This window comes from Sorangium sp. So ce1014, assembly GCF_051521505.1.
Lineage (GTDB): Bacteria > Myxococcota_A > Polyangia > Polyangiales > Polyangiaceae > Sorangium.
Map to the genome: position 1 here is coordinate 6877434 of NZ_CP150356.1, position 13040 is coordinate 6890473.

The 13040-nt window shown below is 70.0% G+C and carries 8 protein-coding genes; 4 read left to right on the forward strand and 4 right to left on the reverse strand.

Annotated elements, in window-relative coordinates; genetic code table 11:
- Positions 1 to 114 precede the first annotated feature (114 nt).
- Positions 115 to 696, forward strand: coding sequence for a hypothetical protein (locus WME75_RS25890; protein WP_437476138.1), 582 nt, complete (start codon positions 115 to 117; stop codon positions 694 to 696).
- A 123-nt stretch (positions 697 to 819) separates the two neighbouring features.
- On the opposite strand, the gene WME75_RS25895 is transcribed toward WME75_RS25890, so the two are convergent.
- Complete coding sequence (locus WME75_RS25895; RefSeq protein WP_437476139.1) at positions 820 to 2136, reverse strand: extracellular catalytic domain type 1 short-chain-length polyhydroxyalkanoate depolymerase; 1317 nt, start codon at positions 2134 to 2136, stop codon at positions 820 to 822.
- 208 nt (positions 2137 to 2344) lie between these two features.
- Positions 2345 to 3730, reverse strand: a complete 1386-nt coding sequence (locus WME75_RS25900; RefSeq protein ID WP_437476141.1) for a sigma 54-interacting transcriptional regulator — start codon at positions 3728 to 3730, stop codon at positions 2345 to 2347.
- Between the two features lie 159 nt (positions 3731 to 3889).
- Between WME75_RS25900 and WME75_RS25905 the strand changes: the two genes are divergently transcribed.
- Positions 3890 to 5761 (forward strand): hypothetical protein, encoded by a 1872-nt coding sequence (locus WME75_RS25905; RefSeq protein ID WP_437476143.1) that lies wholly within the window; start codon positions 3890 to 3892, stop codon positions 5759 to 5761.
- Positions 5762 to 5780: 19 nt separating this feature from the next.
- Here WME75_RS25905 and WME75_RS25910 read toward each other — a convergent pair whose 3' ends face one another.
- Entirely contained in the window at positions 5781 to 9041 is a 3261-nt protein-coding gene (locus WME75_RS25910) for a protein kinase domain-containing protein (RefSeq protein WP_437476145.1), read from the reverse strand.
- A gap of 402 nt (positions 9042 to 9443) precedes the next feature.
- Between WME75_RS25910 and smpB the strand changes: the two genes are divergently transcribed.
- Together smpB and WME75_RS25920 are read left to right on the forward strand one after the other, a co-directional pair.
- Positions 9444 to 9932, forward strand: coding sequence for an SsrA-binding protein SmpB (gene smpB / locus WME75_RS25915; RefSeq protein WP_437476147.1), 489 nt, complete (start codon positions 9444 to 9446; stop codon positions 9930 to 9932).
- 416 nt (positions 9933 to 10348) lie between these two features.
- On the forward strand, positions 10349 to 12184 hold the full coding sequence (locus tag WME75_RS25920) for a DUF6055 domain-containing protein (protein ID WP_437476150.1): 1836 nt from the start codon (positions 10349 to 10351) through the stop codon (positions 12182 to 12184).
- Positions 12185 to 12374: 190 nt separating this feature from the next.
- Here WME75_RS25920 and WME75_RS25925 read toward each other — a convergent pair whose 3' ends face one another.
- A complete protein-coding gene (locus WME75_RS25925) occupies positions 12375 to 13031 on the reverse strand; it encodes a glutathione S-transferase family protein (RefSeq protein WP_437476153.1) in 657 nt (218 codons plus the stop codon).
- Positions 13032 to 13040: the final 9 nt, after the last annotated feature.

The window sequence follows — 13040 nt, forward strand, 5'->3', positions numbered from 1 at the left end:
GCCCTTGCGAAACGGCTTTGCGTCGCGACGACACGATGAACCGGGGCGCTGAAGAGCGCTCGATGCCGTCGCGCTGACCATCGGACTCTTTTTCTTCTCTACGAGGAGCAAACTATGTTGATCCGTAATACGTGTGCGGTCGTTGTGGCTTCGCTGTTCGGGTTCGGGTGCGCCGTCGACGCGGGGGACACGGGCGGCCTTGACGAGGATCGCGAGGAGCTCGCCGGCGCCGACGACGAGGAGGAGGAGGCCGTCGCGAGCGACGCCCAGGCGCTCGCCGTCGGCGCGCCGCGGCGGCACGCGAGCTTCAGCCGCCATTACGGCGGGAACATCAAGGAAGAGGACCATTACCCGGAGTTCGGCGGGATGTGCTCCCCGGGGTACGAGAGGGTAAACGTCGACGTGCGCTGGAACGGGAACGGAGCCTGCGAGTTCGCCGGCTGGGTCAACCCGGGCAATCCGACCGATTGTCGCGCGAAGCTCCATGTGCACACGAACGCGTTCTGGGGCGGCGGAGAGTGCATCGCCACGAGCTTCGAGGCGCGCAGCAACGTCTACACCTGCGGCGACAGGCTCCGGAACTATTGCGGCGGAGCCGGCCCTCAGCCCAACGGTGCAGCCCCGGTGTGCTTCTGCGACAACTCTTGCACCTTGTACGGGGATTGCTGCCCCGACTACCATCTGCTGTGCCCTTGAACCACGCACGTCACCTGCGCACGTGAACGCGCTCACATGCGCAGGTGAACGCTGCCCTTCCTCACGCATCCTGCCCGTTCACGGAGGTGGGTTGTAACCCGAGCTCCCCGACGAGACAGCGTGTCAGCTCCTGGCGTTTCGATGCCGGCGACGGAGCGTCAACAGCGCGAGCCCCACGGCGACGGCCGCTGCGTAGGAGTTCCTCGGCTTCGCATGGCCGACGACACAGGCGCATCCGCCGGACTCAGATGCGGGAGCTGGGTCCGCGCCGGGGTCGGCGCCGCCGGCGGTGCCGGCGGTGCCGGCTGGCGCGCTGCCGCCCGCTGCGCCGCCGCCGGCGCTTCCGCCGTCACCCGCGATGCCACCGCTCCCCGCTGCGGGTCCGGCGCCGCCGGCGTTCTGAGCCCCCCCGGCGCCGCCGCCCGGGCCGCCCGAGCCGTCCGAGCCGCCCGAGCCACCGCTGCCGACAGAGCCCGAACAATCGGTCTCTGGATCGACACCACCGGCCTTGTCGAGACCGAAGAACGCGAGGATGGCGTCGCTCTCGTACGCCATGGAGTGCGCGCCGTCCTTCCCTGACCAGGCCTCGAACACCGTGGTACCACACTCGTTGCTCCAGAACTTGCGCTCATAGGTGGTCCCGTTCGCGGTGGTCGTGCTGTCGGTCGAGGTCGGGGTCTCGCTGAGCTCCAGGACGTTCGTCCATTCCTTGATCGCCTCGCCGTGGTTGTTGTAGTTGATCGTCGCATCTGCCGTGCCGTGGAAGATCTGAAGGCGCGGGCGATGTCCCGTATAGCCAGGATACATCGCACGAACCTGGTCTCCCCATTGCTGGGCCGTCTTGCTCGTCCTGCCCCCCGCGCAGTTGCCGCTCCACTGGTTGCTCGGGTCGAAGCCGTCGGCCCAGCACCCAGCTGGCACCCCCGCCCTCGCCGCGCCAGCCCTGAAGATGTCCGGGTACACCGCCAGCATGGCTTGCGTCATCATCGCTCCGGATGAGCCACCCATCACGTAGACGCGCTCTGCGTCGCCGCTGTACTTCTCGAGCGTGTACTTCACCATCTGAGCGACGGCCTGCGTGTCGCCGCCGCCGTCGTGGGTCAGGGATTTCGTCGTGCCCACATCCCAGCAGTTTCGGCCCATGGCCTCCGGAAGGATGATGATGAAGCCGTTCTTGTCGGCCCCCGCGCGGATACCCGAGATGCTGTTGAAGAACCCACTCACCGGCGTGCTGCAAGAGTGGCAGGCCACCACGATGGGTGGATTCTCCGCCAGCTGGTCCGGGACGTAGATGTGCATGTTGACGTAGTCCGGTACGCCGCTCGCCCCCCACGTCGCCCGGCTCACCGGCACCACGGACGCCGCGTGCGCTGGCTCGGCCGCGAGCAGTCCCAGAGAGATCGACGCGACAACGAGAACGTGATTCTGAAATCGACGCATGTCCGAGCACCTCTTGAGCTGGCGTCGCCGACGATGGCGCGCGCTTCACAGGTTGATCCTAATCGACAGAAGAACTTCGGCGCAAGCCGCTTCGAGTTCTTCCATTCCGGGAAAATTGAACCAGGCGCTCCCGCGCCGCGGGACCTCACCGCATTGCAGACGGCCGTGAGCCCGCGGCCGCGCGGCGCTCCGCCGGTCAGGAGCGTGGCTATCTCCGGAACCGCTCCGCGTCGACCCCATACCGCTTCAGCCAGCGCTGGATCTGCATCCGCGCCTTGCCCATCTCGCTCGCCACGGCGGAGATATTCCCTCTGTGCACGCCGAGCAACCGGACGAGCTCCTCCCGCCGCGCGGCATCCCTTGCCTCCGGCGCTTCCAGCGCGCGCTGCACCGCAGGGGAAAGATGCTCCAGCCCCACCTGCCCCTCCTCCCCCGCGAGCACGACCGCTGTCCCGAGGCACTTCTCCAGCTCTCGCACGTTCCCCGGCCAATCATGGCGGAGCATCGCCCTCGCCGCGCGCGGGTGGATCCGGAGCCGCGCGGCGTGCTCCGGCGGGAGGCGGGCGAGGAGCGCGCCGGTGAGCAGGCCGAGGTCCTCGCGGCGCGCGCGGAGCGGGGGAAGCTCGACCTTGTGGCCGGCGAGGCGGTTCCAGAGATCGCCACGAAACGCGCCGCCTTCGACCATCCGCTCGAGGGATCGGTGGGTCGCCGCGATCACCCGGAGATCGACCGCGACCGAGCGCGCGCCGCCGATCGGGCGGACCTCGCGCTCCTGCAGGGTCCGGAGCAAGGCCGCCTGCGCCGGCGCCGGCAGATCGCCGATCTCGTCGAGGAACAGCGTACCCCGGTCGGCGCTGCGGACGAGGCCGAGACGATCCTCCGTCGCGCCCGAGAAAGCTCCCCTCTTGTGGCCAAAGAGCTCGGCCTCCACGAGGTCCTTCGGGAGCGCGCCGCAATTGACGGCAACGAAATCGCCGGTCCGCCGCGAGAGCGCGTGGAGGGCGCGCGCCATCACCTCCTTGCCGGTGCCGGTCTCGCCTTCGAGGATCACCGAGACCGTCGAGCGCGCGATGGGGACGAGCCTCGCGAACATGCGATGGAGCTGAGGGAGCACGGTCGCGAGGCCCGGGACCTCCGGACGCAACGCAGTCCAGTCGAGCACGGGAGGATCGTTCGAATCGCAGGGAATGGCTTCCCGGTAGATGAAAAAACTCTGCCCGAGCTCGATCCGATCGCCGTCCTTGAGCTCGGCTCGAGTCGTTCGAACGCCGTCGATCAGCGTGCCGTTCTTGGATCCGAGGTCGTCGAGGACCCAGCGCTGGAGCAGCTTGCCGAGGCGCGCGTGGGTCGAGGACATGTGGCGATCGTCGGTGCGAAGCGTGAGCCGGCGAGCGCCGGGCATCGCCTCGATCTCGCGGGCGGTCCCGCGGCCGATGACGAGCTCGTCGAGCTTCGCCAGCGAGAGCCGCATGGGAGGGGCGAGCGGGCGGTGCGCCTCGAGGACGAGGAACAGGTGGGGGCGGTGATGGACGTCGCCGATCTCCTTGGGCTCCTCGGTGGAGGAGAGCGTTCCGTTCTCCGGACCGTCGATCATCGCACTTTCTGCATACACCATCTCCGGACGGGCGTCGCCGAGGCGCAACCGAGCACTGGATGCAACAGGAGGTGCAACCCTGCAACCTGCGCCTCGCGGACCGAGAGCGCGGAGGGGCGTTCGACGGGGGCGGGCATGGGTCTTGTAAGGGCGGTGGGCATGAGCTGTCGACACGTCCTTGCCTGGTTCGCCCTCGTGCCCGCCGTCGTCGCCATGGGGTGCAGGGCCGGAAACATGATGGAAGACGAGGTGACCGCCTCGACGCGGCAGGCCCTGAGGGGCACGGCCTTCGAGATGCCACAGAATGGGCTCGACCCCGGAGCGCTCTCCCAGAACGCCTCGCTGCTGGAGGCGCTGAGGGACCACAGGCTCGATACCCAGGGGCTCGACGCGATCCTGTCGGCGTCCCCCCACATGGCCGAGCGATTCATCGACGCAGCCGCTGGCAACGCAAGCGAGCTCATGGAGGTGATCGTCTCGTGCGCGCTCGGTCCCGATGAGCAAGTGAAGGCCACGATCCACGCCGAGACCTTCATCTGGCAGGGCAAGCTCGGCCTTTGCGGCGAGAAGTCCCCGCTGGGTAGCTGGGGGGATCGACCCACGCAAGGGTGCCTCGAGGTGGTCTCGAGCTGTGTCCTTGCGCGGCTGAATGCCCTGGATAGGCAGGTCCCCATCTCGATCCGCGGCCAGGATGCGAGCCTCTTCGTGCTCCGGGACAAGGTCCGGGTCGAGCGCGAGCTCCGCGACCGGGCGCCGATCGCCAGCTTCGAGGCATGCACGCCCCACGACGCCGAAGACAAGAACAGGCGCGACTGCGGCTGGCAGGCGGCCTACGTGGGCAGGTGCGAGCCCGAGACCTCGGTGACCTTGCAGCGCGAGCGCGGGTCCGTGGTTCAGCCCATGGTGCGCGTGTGCAGAGGCATCCACGGTTGCGATCACGACCAACCGGACGTCGCGAGCTCCAGGCATCTACCTGGTTATGCGGGCTTCGTGGCAGACTTCGCCGAGGAAGAGGAGATCTCGTTCCCTTGCCCGCCTGGCGACCTGTTCAGCGTCATGCTCGCGTCGCCGGACCCCAAGGAGCAGTTGCCGCCCGAGCTCGACGTGGTCCCCTCCCCCGGCACCCCTGCCAAATACCCCGCCAGGGAGGAGGATGTCTTCACCTATCGCGAGGGCTCGTTCTTCGGCGATATCTTCAACAATTGGCCGAAGAATGGATACGCGTGCTACAGCGACATCTGGAGCGTCGGAAAGGCGCACCTCGCCGACCGGCTCTGCGGAGGCCCCAGTGACGAGGATTGTCTCCTGCGGGAGCCCTTGCCTTGTCGAGCGGCGCCGAGCAGCGACGTGCGCACGGCGCCCGCGTACACCCAGCTCTGCTTCGGTGAGAGCGAGGCCCCCAGCTCGGCGTACCTCGACTGCGAAGGGGAGCAACGTGCCCGTCGTCCGTGGCAGCACGGGATCACCGTGTTTCTCAGCGACCCTTGCGCCCTCTCCAGCGACAGCAAGGGCTGCTTGCTGGCGAACCAATGTATCCACGGCGAATGCACCACGGGGGCCCCGCTCGACGATGAATGCAGCCCCGTCGTGACGAGCGTGTGCGCCGCGGATGCCTACTGCTGCAACACCGCCTGGGACAGCCAATGCGTCACCGAGGTGAAGACCGTGGCGAAGAGCGCGCAGTGCGTCGAAGGCGCCTGCGGCCACACGCTCTCCACCGCAGGCGATGAGCTCACCCCCGGCTGCGACGTGCCATCCCTCTCCTCGCCCGGTTGCGTGGCCAGGATCTGCGAGGCGGATCCCTACTGCTGCAGCACCGCCTGGGACAGCCTCTGCGTTGACGAATTTCAGAGCGAGTGCGCGCTCACCGCGTGTTCCCACGACGAATGCACGACCGGCGCAGCGCTCTTCGGCGACTGTAGCTCGCTCGCGACGAGCATCTGCAGCGTGGATCCCTTCTGCTGCACCACCGCCTGGGACAGCGTCTGCGTCAGGGAAGTCCAGACCGTGGGCGGCCAAGCCTGCGACTGAGCCCCGAGCAAAGCGCCGCTCACCGCGCCGGCGCCTCGACGAGCCGCCGCATCTCCGCCACCGCGGGCACCGTCTCATCCGCCACCGACCACGCGTCCAGCACCTGCTGCGCGAGCGCCCGCGCCCGGTCGCCTTCCCCCCGCCGAGCCGCGCGGCGCGCGGCGCGCACCACCGCGAGGCTCGCCCCGTTGAGCTCAAAAGAGCGATCGGCGAGCGCCGCCTCCAGCCGCGCGACGAGCTCGCTCTCCCCCGTGCGCTCGAACGTCTCCACCATCGGCTCGGCGAGCACCTCGACGAACGGCCCCGGCGTCCTGAGCAGAGGCCGGAACGCCCGCGCCGCGCCCGCAAAATCGCGCTTCGCATAGCGCTCGGCGCCCTCGGTGAAGGCGTCCGCGTCCGGGAGGGCGCTGTACGACAGGCGCTCTCGGAGCTCCCGGAATCGGGCGAAGCAGCGGCGGGATACCGCGGGCGAGGCGTGCGCGCAGATCGCAGGGAGCCGGAGCGGGACGTCGAGGTATGCGCCGTCGAGCGGCGGAGGCTCGGGATCGAGGAATCGCTCCACGAGGAGATCGGCGATCTCCTGCGCGCGGCCGAGGACGAGCGCGATCTGCAGCGCGCGCCAGGCAATCTCGAGGCGCTGCACGCGCAGCCAGCCGGCGTCGTCCGCCGCGACGACCATGGCGCGTCTGGCACGCGCGAGCGCGGCGCCGAACCGAGCCTCGCTCGCCTCGAACCGCACGAGGAGCAGGTCGCTCGCCACGCGGTGGACGGGATACCCCCCGGTCGCGAGCGCGACCGCGATGCCCCGCGCCTCCTCGTGCGCGCCGGAGGCGAGCAGCTCGTCCGCGAGGGTGCCGGCCACGGACGTGTCGAGCGGCGAGAGGACATAGGCGCGCCGGGCAGCCGCGAGCGCAATGGCCCTGTCGCCCGGGCGCTTCGCCTGAAACAGCCAGCCATAGCTGTTCCAGGGCACCCAGGCCTGCATCGCGCGCAGCGTCGCCCCTGCGCTCGTGGTGCCATAGGTCACCGAGAGGAGCTGGAGCCAAGGCGCGCAGCCCTCGCCGATCGGGTTCCTCGGCTCCGCCTGGACCGCGAGCAGGGCCATCTCCGCGGCCCGCTTCGGGTCGGGCGACTGAAGGAGGCACGAGAGGGTCGTGGCGAGCGTCGAGCGCCCGAGCGGCGTGGCCTCGCGCGCGAAGCGGCCCTCGAGCTCGGCGATCGTGGCCGGATCGTCCTCGCGCAGGGCCACGTGCTCGACGCGACCGCGCGCGGCGAGCTCGCCCGAGGAGGCAGGCTCGCTCCGCGGAGGCAGCTCCACCTCCGGCAGGGGAAGGCCGAGCGTGTAGGCGCAATGGCGGCCCTCGGCGCGCCCGAGCTCCGCGAGATCGGCGCTCCTCGCCGCGACGCGGGAGCACTCGTCCGGGAGCCCGCCCGCGTTGTTGCTCATGGCCGCGGCGAGGTCGAACAGCACGAGGGCGCCGCCGATGTCGCGAGCGCGCGAGAAGTCCGCCATCGTCGAATCGAGGGAAGGCGCCACCGGGAGCGCTCCCCGCTCGGCGAGAGGATGCATCGCGTCCCTCACGGCCTCGTAGAGGGCACGCCCGGCGCCCACGGAGCGGTCGATCTCGGCCCCGTCGGGGCGGCGGAGGGTGACCGTGATCCGGAAGCCGGAGCCCTCCCGGACGACGTCGCCGTCGACGTAGGCGGCCGCTCGCCGGTGCGCTTCTTCAACCGCTCTGGCGCGTGCTCCTGGGGCGGCGTAGGGATCCTCGGGGAACCGGTCCACGGGCTGCGCCGGGAGCGCCAGGAGCTCGGCGGGGATGAGCGTCCGCCCGGAGGCCCCCCCCAGCACGAAGCGCGCTCGTTCGCAGAAGAGGGACGCCGCAGCAGCGCCCAGCCAACCTGCAGGCGCGTCGACGCCCGACGCATCGAAGGGCGGGCACGCCAGCACCGAAGACGGCCAATGCAGGGGCGAGACGGGAGAGGGCACGGCCGAGTCGGAAGGAGGCACGGCTCGTGCGGACATCTGCCGATAGAGGACCGATGCGCCGGCGACCGCGACGACCGCACCGCTCGCCAGAGCCAGCAGCCCAATTCCCGCCCTTCGAGGTCGACCGGGCGGCGACGACGCGCGCAGCGATGGCACAGAGTCCTCGGGCGCCGCCTGTCCTCCGGCTCCGACGGGAGCAGCAGACTCGAGCTCCGATATCGAACGTGTCGCCGTCGAGCCCTCGGGGAACGCCGACTCGGTCTCTTCCGGCGCGGTCCCTGTGGGTCCTGGTCGCGCCCCGCCCTGCTCGTGGGCGCCGTCCCCTTCCGCGGCCGCCACCGTCTCCGCCGCAGATCCCTCCACGCTGCCGGGGGCCGGACAAGGCAGGTCGAGGGGAGCCCTGTCGGCGATCCCGAGCGCGCCGCCGAGCGCGCGCACCGCCGCGGTCGCCGTGGCGAATCGCCGGTCCGGATCGACGGCTGTCGCCTGCGCGAACCATGCATCGAAGCCGCCGGGCAGGGAGACGCCGTTCCTGGCCGCGCGCGAGCTCGCCGGCTCCACCGGGCCATACGCCGCGCTGAGCGCGAAGGCGACGAGGTTGTCTTCTTCCTTTCTTTCATCGACCCAGTACGCCTCGCCGACGAGGAACGTATAGGCCATCATCCCGAGCGCGTAGATGTCCGTCGCCGCCGAGACGCGCCGGCCCCGGAACTGCTCGGGCGCCATGTAGAGCGGCGTCCCCACGGTCTGGGTCGCGCCTCCGGCGGCGGTGCTCTCGGCGATGATCTTTGCCACGCCGAAATCGAGGATCTTGATGCGCCGCTCGCCGTCCGCGCGCACGCTGAGAAAGACGTTTGCCGGCTTGAGGTCGCGATGGACGATCCCCGCCCGGTGCGTCTCGTCGAGCGCGAGCGCCATCGGGTGCAGGCACGCGAGCGTCTCCTCGGGCGAGAACCGCCCCACGCGCCGCAGACATCGGCCGAGCTCCTCCCCGCGGAGCAGCTCCATGACGAGGAACGGCACCCCGGTCGCGTCGTCGACCCCGGCGTCGAAGACCTCCACGATGAACGGACTCTCGATGTGCGCGGTCACCCGCGCCTCGATCTCGAAGCGCCTGCGGAGCTCGGGGCGCTCGATGATGTGGGAGAGCATCACCTTGAGCGCCCACCGGCGATCGGTCCCGAGGTGACGCGCCTCGTACACCGCGCCCATGGCGCCGGCGGCGAGGCGGCGAATCAGCCGATAACGGCCGGCGAAGATTGCCCCCTCGACCACCTCGATGGATACCACGCGAGCCCTCGTGGAGAAGAATACCTTGGCGCTCCAGCCACGGTCCACGTTTTCACACACCGCCTGTCGGCGGCCGAGAGGTCCGTGAGCCACGTCGCTCACAGCGGCTCGATCCGCCACGGAGACCCGGGTCATGAAAATCCAGCGAGCTCCGACGCGCGATGTGCTACAGCGCGAAAGCGCCGCAGGGCAGCGCCGGACGGATCGGCGCAAAGAGGACACGCGCCACGCAATCTGACGCTTGGCCGACGCTTGGCCAACGCTTGGCCGACGCTTGGCCGACGCTTGGCCGACTCCTGACCTTCAGCTCACGCCAACTCAGCAGGGGAATGAGGGGATGAACCGGACACAGACCTCTCCGCGCCTCACCCCGTAGCCCGGGGTCGTGCTAAGCTCCCCCTCGTGCCGAAGGAAAAGGCCAGGCCGGGCGAGACTCTCATCGTGCGCAACAAGCGCGCGGGCTTCGATTACGACCTCGGCGACCGGTTCGAGGCGGGGATCGTCCTCAAGGGGAGCGAGGTGAAGATGCTTCGCGCCGGCAAGGCCGACTTGACCGACTCGTTCTGCACGGTCTTCCGAGACGAGGTGTTCTTGCAAGGTGTGAGCATCGCCGCGATGGCCAGCGCCGCCTTCGGCCACTTGCCGAAGGGCGCGCGCAAGCTCCTCCTCCACCGACGCGAGATCGAGCGCATCGGCTTCTCGATCGCCCGCGAGGGGATGACCGCCGTCGCTACCCGGCTCTACTTCAAGGGCGGTCGGGCCAAGGTCGAGATCGCGCTGGCGAGGGGAAAGAAGATCTACGACAAGCGTGAGACAATCAAGACGCAGGACGCCGAGCGCGAGGCGCGAGCCGTGGTGGTGCACGGACAGCGACGGTACGGACGCGCGTGACGCAGCGTGGGGCGCACTGGCAGAAGCTCGCTGCGGCGCGCGGCCGGCCCGCCTTGTTTTCTTTTGCCTGCCGAGCGCGCACCGGATGAGAATACGGCATGCTCAACGAGGCGGATGAGTCACCGGCGAACTGCGACCACGCCGTGCGTGGGAGCTCCACGACCCCACACCGCGCGTCAACGGGCCATCGGCACACGGCTCGCGCGGTCGTCGAGCAGCGGCTCGCGAAGGGCTCAGCGCTGCTCGCCGTCGCCGGGCTCCTCGCAGCGTGCGGTGCTCCATCGGAGGAACGTGCTCTGGAATCGGCGTCCAGCGGCGGCGGCACGGAGGCGACTTCAAGCGCCGCCGGCGCGGGGGGGATCGCAGGCGCCGGGAGCGCCGGGGGGGCCGGGGGCGCCGGGGGGGCCGGCGGACCGATGGGAGCGAGCACGTCGACGGGCGCTGCAGGCGGCGGCCCCGACGGCTGCCAGCAGGGCACGACGAGCACGACGTGGGCGACGAGCTGCGAGACCACGGGGGCGAGCTGCACGGCGGGCACCTGGACGGCGCCGCGCGGCGGCGGTGAGACGGGCGCGCCGCTGCGCCACGAGTCCGCGCACTTCGCCTTCTACTGGCCCGAAGGCACCGAGATCACGCTGAGCCAGGCGCGGGAGGCCGCGGACACGCTCGAGAGCATCTGGGACACGTACTTCGGCAGCCCCATCTTCTTCCCCGAGCCGTACTGCGGCTCGGCGAACAAGTGGAAGGCCGCGGTTCACTTCGACAACAGCTTTCCGCTCTGGGGCGGCGGGTGGACCCGTGACGGCGTCGGCTACATGGGAATGTGGATCGGTCCCGGCGCCGCCCGCGACCCGTGGGGGCTCGCCCACGAGTTCATGCACGGCGTGCAGTCGACGACCCAGGCATTCCCGGATTGCGGCGGCACCGGCTGCTGGATCTTCGAGAGCCACGCGAACTGGATGCCGCACCAGATCTGGCGTGACAACGTGCACTGCTCGGAGATGCTGCCCAACATGCCGCACCTCTACTACGGCAACACGCGCGACCGTTACTGCAACTGGCAGTTCTTCGAGTTCCTGAAGGACAAGCACTGCTACAGCGCCGTCAACGACATGTGGGCCCACGAGGCGCCGCGCGGCCAGGGCGATCCGTGGCAGAAGCTCATGCTGAGCCGGGGGTGGGACATCGAGCAGCTCAACGACCTGTTCGGCGAGTGGGCGATGCACAACATCACCTGGGACTACAGGGACCCGCCGCCGACGGACGGCGGCGATCCATCCAGCGTGTATCGCCGGGCTTATGGCTCGATCGAGGCCGACCGGACGTCGCGCGGTCGCACCGATCGGCGGCTCCGGCTCACGCGGCTCGAGGCGCTCGACGCGGACTGGGCGCAGGATCGCCGCTTCGTGTCGCCGTACCACTGGGCGCCGCAGCGCTGGGGTTACAATGTCGTGCGCCTGCACCCGCGACCGGACGCGACAAGCGTGCGGGTCGCGTTCCGGGGTGTGACGCAGACAGGCGCCGACTCCGGCTGGCGCTGGGGCCTCGTGGCGACGGACCCGGAGCTCACCACGTCGCGCTACAGCCCGCTGCAGCGCGGGAGCGACGGCGAGCTGGACCTCTGCGTCAGCCCGGGCGAGAACGTCTACCTGGTCGTGGTCGCGACGCCGACCGAGTACCAGAAGCTCGTCTGGACGAATCCCTCGGATGGTCCGGCGTACCCGTCGATCTATCGCTATCCGTACATGGTGCAGATCGACGGCGCGTGGCCCGCCGGGTTCCAGGGCGGTCAGCTCGAGGCGTGTCCGTCGGGCACCGCGAGGCACGCGAACGGAGGCGGCTGCGCGCCCGCGGGCACGCCGTCGCGCGTCCATGTGGGTCCTTACGCCACGATCCTCGGCGGCGAGGTGAGCGGCGATGTCCGCGTCGAGGATCATGCGACGATCGTGAGCGGCGCGATCTCCGGCGGCCGGATCGGCGCGCTCAGCCTCGTCGGGCAAGGCGGCTCGGGCATCCAGGCGCGCGGATTCGACGTGAGCGGCTCGGCGATCGTGCAGACCACGTTCTATCCGCTGGGCTGGTTTGGCGATAACCAGTCCGTCTCCGGAACGGCACAGCTGCTCGGAGACGTCGAGTTCGTCGCTTCGTCGAAGTCGAGCGACACATTCTACGGGTTTGTTCCCGACGACTGGAGAGGCGTCTCGACGGCGACCGAGGTGACGGTCGCACCGCCGTACGCCTGGCGGCCTTGAGGCCGCGACCCGGCGGATGGCCACGCTTTCGCCTATCCTTTCGCCGCCGCTCTGGCGAGGCGCGCTCAGCCCTTCCAGGGGAGGCGCCGCGCCGCGGCGGAGGCTCCGGCGATCGCGCACGGGCGCGGTGAGGCGGCGTTAGGGTCAGGTCTCCCGGCGCGGAGCGACACCGCGCGCCGGCCTGGCGGGCTCACGGCGCGTCGAAGCGGTACGTGGTCGCCTGGGCCGCGGCGCGCTGGCCGAATTCGTCGCAGAAGGCCGTCAGGGCGCGATAGCCGCTCGTCGGCAGCATCTTCCGGAACTCGAGGTGCGTGACGAGACAGAACGTGCAGACCTCCAGGTAGCTGAGGTCGCGATCCTGGGGCAGCCCCGCGCGCGCCGCCTGGAGGTTCTCGTCGAGCCAGGCCAGCATGTTGAGCAGGCTCTTCTGCAGCTTCGTGAGCTGCGCGTCGTCCTGCGGCGTCCCCGCGAGCTGGCCCATGATCAGCGTGACCTCGGTGGCCATGGCCTGCACGACGAGCTCTTGCGCGTTCGCGGTCAGCGCCTCGGTGAGGTGCTCGGGCCAGACCACGCGCCGCGGCACCGGCGCCCGGCGCGCGAGCTCTCGGCAGATGTTGAGCGAGCCGAGCCACGTGGTCGCCCCCGTCCGCAGGATCGGCAGGCGCAGCGCGGGGTTGCCCGCGTAGTCCGCGGTGTCCAGCGAGCGCAGGTCGGGTACGACCTCGAAGGCGTGGGCGACCCCGAGCTCGGCGGCGAAGATGCGCGTGACGCGCGTGAAATGGGAGCTCGATCGACCGACGAGCGTGGGAACACGGCCAGGATCATGCGCGGGCTCTGTCACCCGCACGGACTACCA